This window comes from Dryocola boscaweniae (assembly GCF_025215095.1).
In the GTDB taxonomy this organism is placed as follows: Bacteria; Pseudomonadota; Gammaproteobacteria; order Enterobacterales; family Enterobacteriaceae; genus Dryocola; species Dryocola boscaweniae.
Map to the genome: position 1 here is coordinate 298,421 of NZ_JALHAP010000080.1, position 17,169 is coordinate 315,589.

16 protein-coding genes are annotated in these 17,169 nt (G+C 55.1%); 8 read left to right on the plus strand and 8 right to left on the minus strand.

Translation table 11 applies throughout. The annotated features are described in order from the left end of the window. The first annotated feature begins 15 nt into the window (after positions 1–15). Positions 16–1,116 (plus strand): LPS export ABC transporter permease LptF, encoded by a 1,101-nt coding sequence (gene lptF / locus MUA00_RS15455; RefSeq protein WP_271123906.1) that lies wholly within the window; start codon positions 16–18, stop codon positions 1,114–1,116. After that, the gene (gene lptG, locus MUA00_RS15460) at positions 1,117–2,196 is read left to right on the plus strand and encodes an LPS export ABC transporter permease LptG (RefSeq protein ID WP_271123907.1); all 1,080 of its coding nucleotides are present in this window, start codon (positions 1,117–1,119) and stop codon (positions 2,194–2,196) included. It abuts the gene before it with no gap. 98 nt (positions 2,197–2,294) lie between these two features. On the opposite strand, the gene lsrK is transcribed toward lptG, so the two are convergent. Both lsrK and lsrR read right to left on the minus strand, forming a co-directional pair. Further along, positions 2,295–3,866: an autoinducer-2 kinase gene (gene lsrK / locus MUA00_RS15465; RefSeq protein WP_271123908.1), complete on the minus strand. Its 1,572-nt coding sequence runs from the start codon at positions 3,864–3,866 to the stop codon at positions 2,295–2,297. A 29-nt stretch (positions 3,867–3,895) separates the two neighbouring features. Next, on the minus strand, positions 3,896–4,864 hold the full coding sequence (gene lsrR, locus MUA00_RS15470) for a transcriptional regulator LsrR (RefSeq protein ID WP_271123909.1): 969 nt from the start codon (positions 4,862–4,864) through the stop codon (positions 3,896–3,898). A 213-nt stretch (positions 4,865–5,077) separates the two neighbouring features. Between lsrR and lsrA the strand changes: the two genes are divergently transcribed. The 6 genes from lsrA to lsrG are packed head-to-tail and all read left to right on the plus strand — an operon-like array spanning position 5,078 to position 10,830. Beyond that, positions 5,078–6,577 (plus strand): autoinducer 2 ABC transporter ATP-binding protein LsrA, encoded by a 1,500-nt coding sequence (gene lsrA, locus MUA00_RS15475; protein WP_271123910.1) that lies wholly within the window; start codon positions 5,078–5,080, stop codon positions 6,575–6,577. Next, on the plus strand, positions 6,574–7,605 hold the full coding sequence (gene lsrC, locus MUA00_RS15480) for an autoinducer 2 ABC transporter permease LsrC (protein ID WP_271123911.1): 1,032 nt from the start codon (positions 6,574–6,576) through the stop codon (positions 7,603–7,605). Before lsrA ends, lsrC begins: the two co-directional genes overlap by 4 nt. Beyond that, complete coding sequence (gene lsrD / locus MUA00_RS15485; protein WP_271123912.1) at positions 7,606–8,616, plus strand: autoinducer 2 ABC transporter permease LsrD; 1,011 nt, start codon at positions 7,606–7,608, stop codon at positions 8,614–8,616. It abuts the gene before it with no gap. Further along, positions 8,613–9,632, plus strand: a complete 1,020-nt coding sequence (gene lsrB, locus MUA00_RS15490; protein WP_271123913.1) for an autoinducer 2 ABC transporter substrate-binding protein LsrB — start codon at positions 8,613–8,615, stop codon at positions 9,630–9,632. The genes lsrD and lsrB overlap by 4 nt, the downstream gene beginning before the upstream one ends. Positions 9,633–9,643: 11 nt before the next feature. Beyond that, on the plus strand, positions 9,644–10,534 hold the full coding sequence (gene lsrF / locus MUA00_RS15495) for a 3-hydroxy-5-phosphonooxypentane-2,4-dione thiolase (RefSeq protein ID WP_271123914.1): 891 nt from the start codon (positions 9,644–9,646) through the stop codon (positions 10,532–10,534). Then, complete coding sequence (gene lsrG, locus MUA00_RS15500) at positions 10,531–10,830, plus strand: (4S)-4-hydroxy-5-phosphonooxypentane-2,3-dione isomerase (RefSeq protein ID WP_271123915.1); 300 nt, start codon at positions 10,531–10,533, stop codon at positions 10,828–10,830. Before lsrF ends, lsrG begins: the two co-directional genes overlap by 4 nt. Positions 10,831–10,882: 52 nt before the next feature. On the opposite strand, the gene MUA00_RS15505 is transcribed toward lsrG, so the two are convergent. The 6 genes from MUA00_RS15505 to MUA00_RS15530 all read right to left on the minus strand — a co-directional run bounded on the left by MUA00_RS15505 (position 10,883) and on the right by MUA00_RS15530 (position 17,016). Continuing rightward, the gene (locus MUA00_RS15505; protein WP_271123916.1) at positions 10,883–11,854 is read right to left on the minus strand and encodes a hypothetical protein; all 972 of its coding nucleotides are present in this window, start codon (positions 11,852–11,854) and stop codon (positions 10,883–10,885) included. Between the two features lie 96 nt (positions 11,855–11,950). Then, complete coding sequence (gene ygjG, locus MUA00_RS15510; protein ID WP_271123917.1) at positions 11,951–13,354, minus strand: putrescine aminotransferase; 1,404 nt, start codon at positions 13,352–13,354, stop codon at positions 11,951–11,953. A 241-nt stretch (positions 13,355–13,595) separates the two neighbouring features. Beyond that, positions 13,596–14,318 (minus strand): ABC transporter ATP-binding protein, encoded by a 723-nt coding sequence (locus tag MUA00_RS15515; RefSeq protein ID WP_271123918.1) that lies wholly within the window; start codon positions 14,316–14,318, stop codon positions 13,596–13,598. Then, entirely contained in the window at positions 14,305–15,141 is an 837-nt protein-coding gene (locus tag MUA00_RS15520; protein ID WP_271123919.1) for an ABC transporter ATP-binding protein, read from the minus strand. The genes MUA00_RS15515 and MUA00_RS15520 overlap by 14 nt, the downstream gene beginning before the upstream one ends. Then, entirely contained in the window at positions 15,134–15,967 is an 834-nt protein-coding gene (locus MUA00_RS15525; protein ID WP_271123920.1) for an ABC transporter permease, read from the minus strand. Before MUA00_RS15525 ends, MUA00_RS15520 begins: the two co-directional genes overlap by 8 nt. Next, positions 15,967–17,016, minus strand: coding sequence for an ABC transporter permease (locus MUA00_RS15530; protein WP_408639717.1), 1,050 nt, complete (start codon positions 17,014–17,016; stop codon positions 15,967–15,969). Before MUA00_RS15530 ends, MUA00_RS15525 begins: the two co-directional genes overlap by 1 nt. Between the last annotated feature and the right edge of the window lie 153 nt (positions 17,017–17,169).

Here is a 17,169-nt window from a genome sequence, read left to right on the forward strand (position 1 = left end):
ACAGGCGTACTTAATGTGATTATCATAAGATATCTGGTTCGGGAGACGCTCAAAAGCCAACTTGCGATCCTCTTCATCCTGCTGCTGATCTTCTTTTGTCAGAAGCTGGTCAGGATTCTTGGTGCGGCGGTTGACGGCGACATCCCAACAAATCTCGTTCTTTCTCTGCTGGGATTAGGCGTGCCGGAAATGGCGCAGCTTATCCTGCCTTTAAGCCTGTTTTTAGGGCTGTTAATGACGCTTGGACGGCTGTATACCGAAAGCGAAATCACGGTAATGCATGCCTGTGGTCTGAGTAAAGCAGTCTTGATTAAAGCCGCGATGATCCTCGCACTCTTCACCGGCGTGGTGGCGATGGTCAACGTGATGTGGCTTGGGCCCTGGTCTTCGCGCCATCAGGATGAAGTGCTGGCGGAAGCCAAAGCGAATCCTGGCATGGCGGCGCTTGCGCAAGGGCAATTCCAGCAGGCCACCGACGGCAACTCGGTGCTGTTTATTGAAAGCGTTGAAGGCTCCAGTTTCAAAGATGTATTCCTTGCGCAACTGCGCCCGAAGGGCAATGCGCGTCCGTCCGTGGTGGTTGCTGATTCAGGGCATTTGTCCCAGCGGGCTGACGGCTCGCAGGTCGTTACGCTCAATACCGGCACCCGTTTTGAGGGCACAGCGCTGCTGCGCGACTTCCGCATTACGGATTTCCAGGACTATCAGGCCATTGTCGGCCACCAGTCGGTAGCGCTGGACCCGGACGATGCCAGCCAGATGGACATGCGAACGCTGTGGCAAAGCGACAAACCTAACGCTCGCGCCGAGCTGCACTGGCGTATCACGCTTGTGCTCACCGTCTTTATCATGGCGCTGATGGTTGTCCCGCTCAGCGTGGTGAACCCGCGTCAGGGCCGTGTTCTGTCCATGCTGCCGGCGATGCTGCTCTATCTGGTCTTCTTCCTGCTCCAGACTTCGCTAAAGTCGAATGGGGCAAAAGGCAAAATCGACCCGATGATTTGGATGTGGCTGGTAAACCTTGTCTATTTTGGCATCGCGCTGGTGCTAAACGTGTGGGATACGGTACCGATGCGCCATCTACGCATGCGCTTCAGCAAAAAAGGAGCGGCATAAATGTTTGGCGTACTCGACCGATATATCGGTAAAACCATCTTCACCACCATCATGATGACGCTGTTCATGCTGGTGTCGCTGTCGGGAATCATTAAGTTTGTCGATCAGCTAAAAAAAGCCGGGCAGGGCGAATATTCAGCGCTGGGCGCAGGCGTTTATACCGTTCTGAGCGTACCGAAAGACATCCAGATTTTCTTCCCGATGGCGGCCTTGTTGGGCGCGCTGCTGGGCCTGGGCATGCTGGCCCAGCGCAGTGAGCTGGTCGTTATGCAGGCTTCTGGCTTTACCCGGATGCAAATCGCGCTTTCCGTCATGAAAACCGCCATTCCGCTGGTGCTGTTGACCATGGCGATTGGCGAGTGGGTTGCTCCGCAGGGCGAGCAGATGGCGCGTAACTATCGTGCGCAGCAGATGTACGGCGGTTCGCTGCTTACCACGCAGCAGGGTTTATGGGCGAAAGATGGCCAAAACTTTGTCTATATCGAACGCGTGAAGGGCGATAACCAGCTTGCTGGCATCAGTATTTATGGCTTCACCAAAGATCGTCGCCTGCAATCCGTGCGTTATGCCGCTTCGGCGCAATATGACGCGGACCACAAGGTGTGGCGACTGTCGCAGGTCGATGAATCCAATCTGACCGACCCGAAACAAATTACCGGTTCTCAGATGGTCAGCGGCGAGTGGAAAACAAACCTCACGCCGGACAAACTTGGCGTGGTGGCGTTAGATCCCGATGCGCTGTCGATAAGCGGCCTGCACAACTATGTGAAATACCTCAAGTCGAGCGGGCAGGATGCAGGGCGTTATCAGCTCAACATGTGGAGCAAAATCTTTGCGCCGCTGTCGGTTGCGGTAATGATGCTGATGGCGCTGTCGTTTATCTTCGGGCCGCTGCGTAGCGTGCCGATGGGCGTGCGCGTAGTCACCGGTATCAGCTTTGGCTTCGTGTTCTATGTGCTCGACCAAATCTTTGGGCCGCTAAGCCTTGTGTATAACATTCCGCCCATCCTTGGCGCGCTGTTACCAAGCGCCAGCTTCTTCCTGATCAGCCTCTGGCTGATGATGAAACGTTCTGGTTAAACCGGGTAAATATGTCGGGTGGCGCGGTGCTTACCCGACCTACAGAACCCGAACCGTAGACCGTAGGGTGGATAAGCGAAAGCGCCATCCACCGGCCGTTATCCTCTTACCAACCCCGGCGCCTGCCACATTGAAGTCGTCAGCCCGCTGTCTACAAGCGTTAGCTGATCCGCATACACCTTCATCCATTTACTTTTCATCTCGTCATAAAGCTCGCGATGTGCCTGATTGGGCGTAAATTCGCGCTGCCATTTCACCAGCCTCTCGCCGGTATCGGCCATATTATTAAACAGCCCGGCACCCACGCCTGCAGCAATCGCGCAGCCAAGCGCCGTGGCCTCTTTTACTACCGGCACTCGCACCGGCAAGCCGGTGACATCGCTTAAAATCTGGCTCCATAGCGCGCCTTTCGAACCGCCGCCGGCAAAGACCAGAGATTCAAACTCCACGCCGGAGAAACCGGAAATCTGCTCAAGGTTACACGCCGAGACAATCGCTGCGTTCTCTTCGAGCGCGCGAAACAGCGTCGCTTTATTGCATTTTTCCGGATCGATAGAGAGATTAATAAACGACGGCGCGGCGTGATACCACTGCTTAAAATGCATCGCGTCGGAGAAAATCGGCATCACGCCATGAGAGCCAGCCGGAACCCGCGCAGCCATATCTTCGAGCAGCGCATAAGTGTCCACGCCAAGCCTTTCGGCCAGCAGCTTTTCCTCGGCGCAGAAAGCATCCCGGAACCAGCGCATCGTCAGGCCGGTAAAGAAGCTGATAGATTCCGCCTGCACCATGTTGCTGATGACATGAGGATTGATGCGAATGTTCATCTCCGGATCGGTCTTAATAGCCGGGAGATTCACCACCTGCTGCCAGAACGTTCCGCCCAGTACGGCCGTTTGTCCGGCCCGCACCACGCCAAGCCCAAGGCAGCCCAGTTGCACATCGCCGCCTCCCATTACGACTGGCGTTCCCGCAAGCAGCCCGCTTTGCTGCGCGGCTTCTGGCGTTACGCCGCCTAGCACCGTGCCGGTTTCCCTGACCGGCGAAAGGATATCCGCCCGCAGCCCGGCCATATCCAGCAGCGCAGGCCGCCAGTCTCGGGTTGCCAGATCAAGCATTCCCGTCGTGCCGGCGTTGGAAGGATCAACCGCCAGCTCGCCGCTAAGCTTCGCCGCCAGCCAGTCGCTGATCATCGTGATGGTTGCCGCCTGACGATAAATATCCGGGCGGTGGTGCGCAAGCCACAGCAGGCGCGGCATGGCGCTTAACGCCAGCGTTTGCCCGGAAACGTGGTACACCTCGGACTCAAACTGGAAATCGTGAATTTCTTTTAGCTCGCTAACTTCACGGCTGGCGCGGGCGTCCACGTTGGCGCATGCCCAAATCGGGTCGCCATTACGGTCATAAAGGACGATGCCTTCACGCATCGAACAGCAGGAAATAGCGCTAATTGCGCCCGGCGGCAGATGCGCTTTTTGCAGCGCTTCACGGATGCACTGGCAGGCGAGCTGCCAGTTAGTATTGAGATCAAACTCCATCGAGCCGGGCACGTCGGGCACGCTCAGGTGTTTCCATTCGGCCTGGCCTGCGGCGATCTGGTGGCCCGAAGTGTCGAAGATGACGGCCCGAATGCTTCCTGTTCCGGCGTCCAGCGCTAATAGGTAACTCATTGTTGACCCCGCAATTGTTTTGCGCGGGGTTAATCAGCCAGAGCTAATACCGCCCGCGCGGTCTCTTCTTCCGTCACCAGGCCATTGATACGGCGACCAAGGAGCGCGGCATAAATCGCGTCCGCTTTATCTTGCCCGCCCGCCACGCCGACAATCGTCGGCAGATGCGAGAGATCATCAAGCGTCACGCCCAATAACTCACGGTGGATTTCCAGCCCTTCCACCAGTTCGCCATCCGCTTGCAGGAAATAGCCCAGGATATCGCCCACCGCCCCTTTGCGGGCGTACATCAGTTGCTCACCTTCGCTGATATAGCCGGAGCGCAGAATGGTGGCGTCGCGCTTCTGGTTTATCGCGCCGATGCCGACGACCGCCACATCCGCAGCCATTGCCGCGAGAATGACATCCCGCACGCTCGACTCCATGCGTAAAATTTCCGCCACCTGCGGCGAAGAGACGCGCAGCGGGGCTGGGATCATGCTAACGCTGCAGGCCGCATCAAGCTGCCCAATGCCCGTCATATACGGCCCAACGCCGCCGGAAAGCGTCACCAGGCGAATCTGCTGCGAGCCGATAAATCCGCTCAGATGCTGCAAACAGCTCATGGTGGTTTCGCCGAAACCTACGGCCAGCAGTTGCCCCGGCTCCAGTACGCCCATCAGCGATTGCGCGGCGCCAATGCCTAAACGCGTGCTCATCGATGGCGTGTTCTGCGCAGGCAGCACGCGGGCAATCTTTAGGTTGAACCGCTGCTGCAAGGCCGTTTCCAGCGCCAGGCAACCTTCATAACGCGAATTAATTTGTACGCGTATCACGCCTGACTGACGGCCTTTTTCCAGCAGTCGCGAAATCTTCAGGCGCGGCAGGCCGAGGCGTTCACCAATGTCATTCTGCGTTAATCCGTCGTGGTAGTAAGACCACGCCACTCGCGCCAGCAATTCTTCTTCTGCCATCGGCAGGCTGCCTAATCGCCCTTCTTCAGCTCGTTTGTCGCTCATAGGTGAACTCTTATTCAAATTTAGATCATATGTTCGAAGATGCCGGATGAGAAAATGTGAAGCGTGCGGCAAAAAGATCAATTTGTGATGCACAGGTTTTAGCCGATCTATTTAAAAATTTTGTGATCCCTGCCCGGTTGTAAATATATATCGGCGTCTACGCTTTTGAACATTATTAATGCAATTTCTCTTTTGTTCAATTGTGGAGTGAAGATGCACAACACCAACGCCGTACTGGAAGCCTGCCATATCAGCAAACAGTTCTCGGGCGTGAGCGTCCTCAAAGACATTGATTTTGCTCTCTATGCCGGGCAGGTCCACGCGTTGCTCGGCGGCAACGGGGCAGGGAAGTCGACATTAATGAAGATCATTGCGGGCGTGGAAACCCCGGATCGCGGTGAACTGAAGGTGTATGGCAAAGCGTTTGGACGCCTGACGCCGGGGCAGGCTCATGAGCTGGGCATCTATCTCGTGCCGCAGGAACCGATGCTATTTCCCAATCTCACCGTTCGTGAAAATATCCTCTTTCGCCTCCCCGCAAGCCGGGATGCAGACAGCCGCCTGCAGGAGAAAATGCGCCAGCTTGAGTGCCAAATTCCGTTGACTGCTATCGCCAGCACGCTGGAAGTGGCGGATCAGCAGATGGTTGAGATCCTGCGCGGGTTAATGCGCGAGGCGAAAATCCTCATCCTCGACGAACCAACCGCCTCACTAACGCCGGGCGAAACCGAACGGCTATTTCGCCAGATTCGCGCTTTGCAGGATCTCGATGTCGGCATTGTTTTTATCTCCCACAAGCTGCCGGAGATCCGCAAAATCTCCAGCCACATTTCCGTGATGCGCGACGGTGCCGTTGTGCTGCACGGCGAAACGGCGCAGTTGCTGGATGAACAACTGATTAACGCGATGACGCCGATTAATCGCCAGCATGCGCTGAGCGACACGCAAAAGCTGTGGCTGGCGTTGCCGGGCAACCGTCGCACCGAACCGCAGGATTTTCCGGTGCTGCGCGTGGAAGAACTTACCGGTGAAGGCTTTATCGATCTGAGCTTTGAGCTGTACGCCGGTGAGATCGTGGGACTTGCAGGGCTGGTGGGTTCCGGGCGTACTGAACTTGCAGAAACGCTTTATGGTTTGCGGCCCGTACGCGGCGGCCATATTTATCTGGAAAATCGAGAAATCAGCGGCGATCGCACAAAATCACGCCTCGATCGCGGGCTTATCTACCTGCCCGAAGACCGCCAGGTTTCAGGTCTGTTTCTTGATGCGCCGATCCGCTGGAATACCGTGGCGCTTAACGAACCGAGCCTGTGGCAACAAAGCAAGCGGGAAGCGGCGGTGGTGGAACGCTATCACCGCGCCCTGGGCATCAAACTTAATAATGCCGAGCAAACGGCGCGCACGCTTTCCGGCGGCAATCAGCAAAAAGTTCTGCTGGCGCGCTGTCTGGAGGCTAATCCACTGTTGCTTATCGTCGATGAACCGACGCGCGGCGTGGACGTGGCGGCCCGGGCCGATATCTATCAATTGATCAAAAGCGTGGCGGCACAGAACGTGGCGGTGCTGATGATCTCCAGCGATCTGGATGAGTTTGTTGGTCTGGCGGATCGCGTGCTGGTGATGCATCAGGGAGCGATGAACGGCGAGTTACGTAAGCCTTCAATTAATGTCGATCGCATGATGAACATGGCGTTTGGCGGAGGAAGCGCATGAAAAAACTGCTGAAAAACCGCGAGCTAAGCGCGCTGCTTGCGATTCTCGCGCTGTTTGCGGTGCTGGTCGCCTTGAACCACAGCTACTTCAGCCTGCAAACGCTGAGCATGATCTTCACCAGCGCACAGATCCTGATCCTGCTGGCCGTAGGCGCCACGATGGTAATGCTGACGCGCAACATCGACGTATCGGTTGGCTCAACGGTCGGCCTGTGCGCCATTGCCGTCGGCGTGGCGTTAAACAGCGGTCATAGCCTGCCGGTGGCGATGTTGTTCGCGCTGGTCATTGGCGCGCTGGCTGGGTTCTTCAACGGCGTGCTGGTTGTCTGGCTGCGCATTCCGGCGATTGTCGCTACGCTCGGCACGCTTGGCCTTTATCGCGGCGGCATGCTGCTGTGGACGGGCGGGAAATGGATTGAAGGCCTGCCGGCGAGCCTTAAATCGCTGTCGGAACCCGTCGCGCTGGGTATTTCTCCCCTTGGCATGCTGGTGCTGTGCCTGGTCGCTGTCGCCGCCTGGATGCTGGCCAGAACAGCGTTCGGTCGCGATTTTTACGCGGTGGGCGATAACCTTGCCGCCGCCCGGCAGCTCGGCGTTGCGGTAAACCGCACGCGTCTTTTAGCTTTCACATTCAACGGCATGCTTGCGGCGACAGGCGGGATTATCTTCGCTTCGCAAATTGGTTTTGTGCCAAACCAGACCGGCAGCGGGCTGGAGATGAAAGCCATTGCCGCCTGCGTGCTCGGCGGCATTTCCCTGCTCGGGGGGACGGGCACGGTGATTGGCGCTTTCCTGGGCGCGTTTTTCCTCACGCAAATCGACACCGTTTTGGTGCTCTTCAAGCTTCCGGCCTGGTGGAATGATTTTATTGCAGGGCTGGTTTTGCTCGGCGTGCTGGTGCTGGACGGCCGCCTGCGTCAGGCGTTGGCTCGTCATCAACGGGCGCAAAAATACAGCCGTTTTGTGCCGCCTTTACCCGGCGCAAAGAACGTTCGCGCTTTTCCCCGTAAGAAGAAGGATGTGGCGTAAATGACGAAACTGAAACTTAACTGGGAAGTCGCGCTGCTGCTGATTCTGGTGGCGGAGATCCTGCTGTTTGGCGCGGTGAACCCTCGCATGCTGGACATCAATATGCTGCTGTTCAGCACCAGCGATTTTATCTGCATCGGCATTGTTGCTCTGCCGCTGACGCTGGTGATTATCAGCGGCGGTATCGATATATCGCTCGGTTCCACCATCGGCCTGTGCGCCATCGCGCTGGGCGTGATGTTGCAGGCAGGTTTCCCTATTTCGCTTGCGGTGGTTCTCACGCTCGTGGTCGGCCTGCTGTGCGGCTTGTTCAACGCCGCGCTTATTCATTACACCGGCATCAGCCCGCTGGTTATTACTTTAGGCACGCTTTATCTGTTCGGCGGCGGGGCGCTCCTGCTTTCCGGTATGGCGGGAGCGACGGGGTATGAAGGCATCGGCGGCTTCCCGGACGCGTTTACCAATTTTGCTAACCTCACGCTGCTCGGCCTGCCCATTCCGCTGGTGATGTTCGCGGTTATTACCCTGCTGTTCTGGCTGCTAACGCATCGTGCCCGTTTTGGACGGCACGTTTTCTTGATTGGGCAAAATCCTCGAGCGGCACGCTATGCGGCATTGCCGGTAAACGGCTCGCTGTACGGCGTGTACGGCATGGTGGGACTGGCCTCAGCCATTGCTGCAATCGTGCTGGTTTCCTATTTCGGTTCGGCCCGTTCGGATTTGGGGCGCGACCTGTTAATGCCTGCGCTGACCGCAGCCGTGCTCGGCGGGGCGAATATCTACGGTGGTTCCGGTTCGATTTTAGGAACGGCACTGGCGGCGCTGCTGGTGGGGTACCTGCAACAAGGTTTACAGATGGTTGGCGTGCCTAATCAGGTATCGAGCGCGTTGTCCGGTGCGCTGTTGATTGTGGTGGTCATTGGTCGTTCGGTGAGTTTGCACCGCGATTATCTCCAGGCGGCATGGCGTCGCCTGCGCGGTCACAAGAAAACTAACGGGAGTTTGATATGAAGCAGACAGCAAAACGTGCCCTGCAGCTTAGTGCCTGGGCTTTAGCCTTTGGGGTTGTCGCCGCGCAGGCCGCCGATCGTATTGCCTTTATCCCGAAACTGGTGGGCGTGGGCTTCTTTACCAGCGGCGGCAACGGCGCCATGCAGGCGGGTAAAGATCTCGGCGTGCCGGTCACCTACGACGGGCCAACCGAGCCGAGCGTCTCCGGGCAGGTGCAGCTCATTAATAACTTCGTTAATCAGGGCTATAACGCGATTATCGTCTCAGCGGTTTCGCCAGACGGTCTGTGTCCGGCGCTGAAACGCGCCATGCAGCGCGGCGTAAAAGTGCTGACGTGGGATTCGGACACCAAGCCGGAATGCCGCAGTATTTATATCAACCAGGGCACGCCGCAGCAGCTCGGCGGCATGCTGGTGGATATGGCCGCAAAACAGGTGACTAAACCTGCCGCCAAAGTCGCGTTTTTCTACTCCAGCCCGACCGTGACGGATCAAAACCAGTGGGTGAAAGAGGCAAAAGCGAAGATCGCCAAAGATCATCCGCAGTGGGAAATCGTTACCACGCAGTTTGGCTATAACGATGCCACGAAATCTCTGCAAACCGCCGAGGGGATCTTAAAGGCCTATCCGGATCTGGATGCGATTATCGCGCCGGACGCCAACGCGCTGCCTGCGGCGGCACAGGCGGCTGAAAACCTCAAACGGACTGATGTCGCCATCGTTGGCTTCAGCACGCCGAACGTGATGCGTCCCTATGTGGAGCGCGGCACGGTGAAAGCCTTTGGCCTCTGGGACGTCGTGCAGCAGGGCGAAATTGCGGTAAACGTCGCAAATACGATGCTGAAAAAGGGCGATCTTAACGTCGGCGACAGCATTGATGTGGCTAAAATCGGCACGCTAAAAGTGGAGCCGAACAGCGTTCAGGGATACCAGTATGAAGCGAAAGGCAACGGCATCGTGCTGCTGCCGGAACGTGTGGTGTTCACTAAAGAAAACATCGGTAAATACGACTTCTGAGGGAGGAAATAATGGCAGATCTTGACGATATCAAAGAAGGTAAAGACTTTGGGTTTGGCCGCCCGCAGGAGAACAAAGCGTTTTACCTGAAGGGCAGCGGCGCGCTGGACTGGGGAATGCAGTCCCGGCTGGCGCGCATCTTCAACCCGGACACCGGCCGCACCGTGATGCTGGCTTTCGATCATGGCTATTTTCAGGGGCCGACTACCGGCCTTGAACGTATTGATTTATCCATCGCGCCTTTGTTCGAAGAAACCGACGTGTTGATGTGCACGCGCGGCATCCTGCGCAGCGTTGTTCCACCGGCAACCAATAAACCCGTCGTGCTGCGGGCATCGGGCGGTAACTCTATTCTGAGCGAGCTGTCGCGTGAAAGCGTGGCGGTGACGATGGAAGATGCGTTGCGCCTTAACACCTGCGCGGTGGCGGCGCAGATTTATATTGGCAGCGAGTACGAGCACCAGTCGATTAATAACATCATCAAGCTCGTGGACGAAGGCACGCGCTACGGCATTCCAACGCTTGCCGTAACCGGTGTGGGCAAAGAGATGGCGCGTGATGCGCGCTATTTTTCTCTGGCCTGCCGCATCGCCGCAGAAATCGGCGCGCAGTTTGTGAAAACCTATTTTGTAGAAGAGGGCTTCGAGAAAGTGGCCGCAAGCTGCCCGGTGCCGATTGTTATTGCCGGAGGGAAAAAACTGCCGGAACAGGAGGCGCTGGAGATGTGCTTCCGGGCTATCGATCAGGGTGCATCCGGCGTGGATATGGGACGCAATATCTTCCAGTCCGAGGCGCCGCTCGCCATGCTAAAAGCGGTGAAAAAAGTGGTGCATGAGAATATGTCCGCACGCGTTGCGTATCAGTTCTGGCTGGATGAAAAAAATCAGGGAGGCAGGGCATGAATGTTACGCTGGTAGAAATTAATATTAAGCCTGAACGGGTTGACGAGTTTCTGGACGTGTTTCGCGCCAACCATGAAGGATCAATCAAAGAGCCGGGAAACCTGCGTTTCGACGTGCTGCAGGACCCGGAAGTCGCTACGCGCTTTTTTATCTATGAGGCTTATGAGAACGACGAAGCGGTGCTGGCGCACAAGAAAACGCCACACTATCTGGCCTGCGTTGAGAAGCTTGACGAGATGATGTCGCAGCCGCGTAAGAAACGGAGTTTTGTCGGGCTGTTGCCTCAATCTGAATGATTATAATCTCCATGTGCCTCATATTAAACTGAGGCACTTAGGTTTGATTGTTTCAATTTCTGATATCTTTGATTAAACGATCTATCATTGCGTCAGCTGTATAATTTTTTATAATACCTAAGTCGACTGGCTCGATATCTTTGGCAAGAAAACTACCGATATTTTCAACTGAATCGGTCCCCCAAATAAAAATACGCTCCGGGCAGTAAAATATGTGATTTTTAATTTCTTTATTGTTGGTTATTAATTTTTTATTGAAAAACAATGCTTCCAACGCCCTCAGTGTCAAACCTGTCTGGCCATGTCTGTTTATCTCTATTAATATTTTCGCAGTCTGTACTTTTTTTATATTTTCGCAGTAAGATATCTTCTCGTTTTTACAAAAGTAAGGGGGTGTTATACTGTTGATTGTAGAAACAAGATGGAAGTCAGTTATATAGTTTAATGCTTTTAAGATGGCATGTATTTTTATGAGAATGTCAGCGCGATATTCCGTAAATTCACCTACATATAATGCCATATTTGCAATCGATCTTACCTGATGATTTTGCTTTAAATATTGTGCTGATGTAAAGCTTAAAAACTGATGTAGAAAATTGATACCAAAACTGTGGCAATCATTCTCTTCGAAGCTATAAATTTTATCGAAGTAGGGTTTAACCTTTTCAAGATAATTTTCATTGGGCTGCAGTAATCTTTTATTTCTCATGTTATTATTGAGTTTTTCCAGGGTATCCCTACAAAGTAAAATTTTCTTACATGGTATTAGCTCTATTAACTCAACAATAGCCAGAGCGCTATAGGCGTTGCAGATAATAATATCATCACTTTTTATGCAGCCAAGCTTTACACGGTAATGCATCTTTAAATGGATTTTTTTTAATATGTTTCCAGGTATTTTTTTATTCAAAGACTTAAATCGATAAAGTAAGCGTGAAATTTCATGAATATCATAGTCAGCAGCGAGATTATTAATCATTAGCTTTCCATATTCAGCATTCCACTCAAGAAAAAAGATACGCATTAAACATTCACCTCACTTAAACAGGAGGTAATTATACATATTCCTTATGAAAATACAGGTCACATCATCATTTTATGTGACCTGCAGTGATGGCCGCTATTCCGTAACTACTTTATGCCCAGATTCGGTAAATGTATGTCGATGGAGATGTAGCAGCGCCTTCCTTGCGCAGCCCAGCACGTGCTCACACTGCTCAAGGGTGATAGTCAGCGGCGGCTCGATGCGGATGGTTTTCGCATTGTTGAGCGTTCCGGCGACCAGAATCTGCTGGCGGAACATTTCGCTTGCAAAGTTATAGCCAATTTCGTTGTCGCTAAACTCAATGGCTATCAGCAATCCCTGTCCTCGTGCTTCCACAACCATTTCCGGAAACTCGCGGGCGAGGGCCTGGAAACCATCCACTAAAAGCTGTCCTTTTTGCGCTGCCTGAGCGGGAAGATTTTGCTCGAGCAATACATGGATGGTGGCTAGCGCTGCGGCGCAGGCCAGCGGGTTGCCGCCAAAAGTGGTGGTGTGCAGGAAAGGGTTATCAAACAGCACGGAGAAAACTTCTTCTGTAGCAACCGTCGCGCCAATCGGCATCACGCCGCCACCGAGAGCTTTGGCGAGGCATAAAATATCCGGCTGCACGTTTTCATGTTCACAGGCGAACATTTTGCCGGTGCGGCCCATGCCGGTTTGCACTTCGTCGAAAATCAGCAGCGCGCCGAACTCATCACAAAGCTTGCGAACGGCAGGCAAATAGCCCGCCGGCGGCAGAATTACGCCGCCTTCACCCTGGACAGGTTCCAGGATCACGGCTGCGACATCATCGCCAGTTTTATGGCATTCGCTGAGCATTGTGCGTAACGCGTCGATCTTTCCGAACGGTACGTGACGGAAGCCCGGCAGCAAAGGCATAAACGGTTTACGGAAGGCGGACTTAGCCGTCGCAGACAATGCGCCGAGAGATTTGCCGTGAAACGCGCCGCTTGCGGCAATAAAGGTAAATTTCCCACGCGGTGACTGGTATGCCTTAGCGAGCTTAATCGCCGCTTCGACCGATTCCGTGCCGCTGTTGCTAAAGAAGCTGTACTTCAGTTTACCTGGCGTAAGCGTCGCGAGTGTTTTGGCTAGCATCGCTCGTAGCGGGTCGAGAAGCTCCTGACTGTGCAGGGGTTGTTTTTCGAGCTGATGCTGTACGGCGGAAACCACTGTTGGATTACGGTGCCCCACGTTAAAAATGCCGAACCCGCCCAGGCAATCGAGGTACTCCTTACCCTGGGTGTCGACAAGCGTATTCAGACTGCTCGCTTGCCACTCTACGGCTCCGTAATCCCCGCCGGCGGTCACAGACTTGCGATACTCAAGAAAACCTGGATTAACATGCTGCTGGAAACTTTCGATAACCTCTCGGTTTAGTGCTTTCATCTCCTCATGACTAAGTGACTTCTTTTCGATGATATTCAGTGCATGCGCCGTGCAGGCAAGAGCCGAGGCGCTGGAAGGTAACCTGTTCAAAATATGCTCCTGGGAGTGGCGTATCACGCGATACACATGTTTAGTATTGCAGGGAATACGCCATTTCGCCGTTCAGCGGTGAAATCAGGATAAACGACCTGGCGAAACGTAAGGTGCGCAATAATTAATCACATCCAGAAAGGTTTTGCGTAATTTAATGCTGAGCTTCCGGCACCGGAAAAGGCGCCAGAGGAGGGAGTTGCACTAAAATTGTGCGAAATGCTCTATAGTCGTGCGAATTTTATGCCGCAACCATTCGGTGCTCGCCACGGATCAGAGCTGCGCGATCGTACTCATGCTGAATGCTGCCGCCGGACATGTAAGCCGCGCGATCGGACATATGCGCTATCACGTCCGCATCGTGGCTGACCAGCAGATAAGTCATGCCGAACTGCTGTTTAAGGCGATTAAGAAGATTGAGTATTTCAGCCTGTACGGACATATCCAGCGCCGATGTGGGTTCATCCAGCAGCAGGATTTTTGGCCGCAGCAGCAACGCGCGAGCAATGGCGACGCGCTGGCGCTGGCCGCCGGAGAGCTGGTGCGGGTAACGTTTTGCCGCATCAGTCGGTAATCCAACCTGAACAAGCGCCTCTTCAACGCGAGTGGCAATTTGTGTTTCCCGGTGAATATTCAGCGGTTCCGCCAGCGTGCGATAAAGAGTGTGGTTGGGATGCAACGACGCGTAAGGATCCTGAAACACCATCTGCACGTTACGACGTAAATCCCCCTGAAAACGCACGCCGGGTTTAATGGCGCTGCCCAGAAGATTCACTCCGCCTTGCCATTCACGCTGCAATCCGGCGAGGACACGCAAAATAGTGGATTTGCCGCAGCCGGACGCGCCAATCAGGCTGAACGTCTCGCCTTCGTTAATGGCAAAGCTCGCGTTGCTGACCGCCGTTTTGACCTGACCTTTCGCGGCAAACCGTACGCAAAGATTTTTTACCTCAACGATTGCCATGGGTTTCTCCTTGCAGGTTCTGAGTGCGATCAAGCGTTGGCAGCATTGTGCCGTATGTGGCGGCATGTGGACGGCAGGTCCACAGCGTGCGGGTGTACGGATGGGCTGCGGTGGACAGGGCGTTTGCAGGCATTTCGTCGACTTTTTGCCCCTGGTACATCACCAGCACGCGCTGACAATGTTCTGCTACCAGCGGTAGATCGTGACTAATCAACAGCATCGCCATCTGGCGTTGTTCGCACTGCTCCACCAGCAACTCAAGGATCTGGTTGCGCAGAATCGCATCCAGCGCCGAGGTGGGTTCATCCGCAATCAGCACTTTGGGATTGTTAACCAGCGCGATGGCGATCATTACGCGCTGCCCCATGCCGCCAGAGAGTTCTGCCGGGTAGCGGGCCTGCACGTTATCCTGTAAGCCTACGGCGTTAATTACTTCGCGAATCCTTTCCCGGCGCTGGCCGGAAGAGAGATTTTGATGCAGACGTATAGCCTCATCAATTTGCAGGGCGACGTTTTTCACCGGATTTAACGCGTAGCGCGGGTCCTGTAAAACCATTGCGACGTCATTGCCGCGCAGCTTTTGCCAGTCCCGGTTTTTCATCCTCAGCAAATCGTTGCCCAGAGCGTTAAGCCGTCCGGCGCTGACTTTGCCCGGCTTTCGCACCAGCCCCATCAGCGCACGCGCCGTCATAGATTTACCCGAGCCGGATTCGCCCACCAGGGCCAGGCGTTCGTTGCCAAGCGTAAACGACAGGTCGTTTACCACGCGCGCGCCGGGATAATCGATATTCAAGTTGCGGACTTCAATGCGCTTCTCAGTCATGGCCTGGCTCCAGCACGTCGCGTAATCCATCGCCCAGCAGGTTAAACGCCAGGCTTGCTATCAGAATGGCAGTGCCGGGAACTGCCGCAATCCACCACCGATCGAAAATGACCTGCATGCCGTCGGCTATCATCGCTCCCCATTCCGCCATTGGCGGCCTTGCGCCGAGCCCCAGGAATCCTAGCCCGGCAGCGGCAAGAATAATGCCCGCCAGATCGAGCGCCAGGCGCACAATTGCCGAGGGTAAGCACAGCGGGAGAATATGTCCGGCAAGCAAACGCAGACCGCGAATGCCCATCATTTCCGCCGCAGCAAGATAGTCGCTGTGCCGCAGGCGTTGAATTTCGCTGCGGGCCTGGCGCGCGTAAGCCGGCCAGGTTGTCAGCGCCAGCGCCAGCGCGCCATTCACCAGTCCAGGCCCGAGCATCGCGACAAAAGCGAACGCCAGAATCAGACGCGGCATCGACATAACCACGTCGGTAAAACGCATCAGTACACGCTCCAGCCAGCCGCCGTAATATCCGGAAAGAATGCCGATCAGCAGCCCAACCGGCAAAGTTATCACCGTCACCAGCAGGACCAGGCCGAGCGCGGGGCGCGAGCCGTAGAGCAGGCGCGACAGCAAATCGCGGCCATAGCTGTCGGTTCCGAGCCAGTGCTGCGTGTTTGGCGATTGCAGACGAGCGGCAGCATCCTGCCAGTTAGGATCAAACGGAGCGAGTAGCGGGGCGAACAGGGCAATCAATACCAGCAATGTGATAATGACCAGCCCACAAACTGCCGCAGGCGAGCGCAGCATACGGCGCAAAAAGAGATAAGACGGCATCAGCGCACCCTCGGATCGGTGACACGCACCAGCACGTCAGTCAGATTGTTGATGATGACAAACGACATGCCAATGACCAGCGTGCCGCCCATAATCGCGGTGGTATCTCCGGCAAAAAGCGCAGTCGTTAAATAGCGCCCGATACCCGGCCAGGAAAAGACGGTTTCCGTGAGTACCGCGCCTTCCAGCATGGAGGTATAAGCCAGAGCAATAACCGTAAACAGCGTGCCGCGAATATTGGGTAGCACGTGCCGTACCAGAATGGTCATATCACCCGCCCCTTTGGCCCGGGCGAGGGTAATATACTCTTTGTTCATCTCGCTCAGACAGGCGGTGCGCGTCAGACGCGTAATGCCGGCGAGCGAATAATAGGCCAGCAGCAGAACCGGAAGAACGAGATGGTTGATGGCGTTGAAGAACGCGTCGCGGTCGCCGGAAAGCCAGGTATCAATCAGCACAAAGCCGGTTTTGGCTTCCACGCTGTATTGATAAATATCGTCGAGCCGCCCGGGCCCGGCGCTCCATTGCAGACGCGCGTAGAACAGCGCCAGCATGAGCAGGCCAAGCCAGAAGATCGGCACAGAGTTGCCGAGCAGGGTAAATGTGCGCACCGCCAGATCCCAGGGAGAACCAGCGAATCGCGCGCAGAGCACGCCAAAAATTACGCCCAGCACGCTGCCGATGATCAACGCAAGAGTAGCCAGTTCAAGCGTGGCGGGAAAAGTTGAGAGCAGGTCCTGCAGTACAGGCTGCCCGGTGGCGCTGGCGGTGCCTAAATCGCCATGAGCAAGGTTAGTCAGATAGTGCCAGAACTGCACGGGCAGGGGTCTGTCCAATCCTAGCTGGTGACGCACCTGGTCGTACGTGGCCTGGCTTGCGTGATCGCCAACGATTTGCAGCACACGATCGACCGGCGAAAGCGCCGAAAGAGCAAAGGTGATAAGCAGCAGGCCGACGAGCGTAAGGGCCAGAGTAAACAAGCCCTGCAATAAGGTCATCAGCGGACGACGTAAGCGGCCCGTGGCCTGAGTGGTGGAGATATCGGACATCAATAACTCTTATACGATACGGTGATGAGGCGTTTTGTCGGATGGCGCCTGGCTTATCCGACCTACAGGTCGTAGGGTGATGGCGCTTGCGCGTATCCCATCTACAGGTCGTAGGGTGGATAAGCGTAAGCGCCATCCACCGCACTATTATCA

Coding starts and splice junctions, on each gene's coding strand:
- MUA00_RS15515 (WP_271123918.1), bottom strand. CDS start 14,318: ATGGCAATCGTTGAGGTAAAAAATCTTTGCGTACGGTTTGCCGCGAAA.
- lsrD (WP_271123912.1), top strand. CDS start 7,606: ATGACGAAACTGAAACTTAACTGGGAAGTCGCGCTGCTGCTGATTCTG.
- MUA00_RS15505 (WP_271123916.1), bottom strand. CDS start 11,854: ATGCGTATCTTTTTTCTTGAGTGGAATGCTGAATATGGAAAGCTAATG.
- MUA00_RS15525 (WP_271123920.1), bottom strand. CDS start 15,967: ATGCCGTCTTATCTCTTTTTGCGCCGTATGCTGCGCTCGCCTGCGGCA.
- lsrK (WP_271123908.1), bottom strand. CDS start 3,866: ATGAGTTACCTATTAGCGCTGGACGCCGGAACAGGAAGCATTCGGGCC.
- lsrG (WP_271123915.1), top strand. CDS start 10,531: ATGAATGTTACGCTGGTAGAAATTAATATTAAGCCTGAACGGGTTGAC.
- lsrF (WP_271123914.1), top strand. CDS start 9,644: ATGGCAGATCTTGACGATATCAAAGAAGGTAAAGACTTTGGGTTTGGC.
- MUA00_RS15520 (WP_271123919.1), bottom strand. CDS start 15,141: ATGACTGAGAAGCGCATTGAAGTCCGCAACTTGAATATCGATTATCCC.
- lsrB (WP_271123913.1), top strand. CDS start 8,613: ATGAAGCAGACAGCAAAACGTGCCCTGCAGCTTAGTGCCTGGGCTTTA.
- lptG (WP_271123907.1), top strand. CDS start 1,117: ATGTTTGGCGTACTCGACCGATATATCGGTAAAACCATCTTCACCACC.
- lsrC (WP_271123911.1), top strand. CDS start 6,574: ATGAAAAAACTGCTGAAAAACCGCGAGCTAAGCGCGCTGCTTGCGATT.
- lsrA (WP_271123910.1), top strand. CDS start 5,078: ATGCACAACACCAACGCCGTACTGGAAGCCTGCCATATCAGCAAACAG.
- lsrR (WP_271123909.1), bottom strand. CDS start 4,864: ATGAGCGACAAACGAGCTGAAGAAGGGCGATTAGGCAGCCTGCCGATG.
- MUA00_RS15530 (WP_408639717.1), bottom strand. CDS start 17,016: ATGTCCGATATCTCCACCACTCAGGCCACGGGCCGCTTACGTCGTCCG.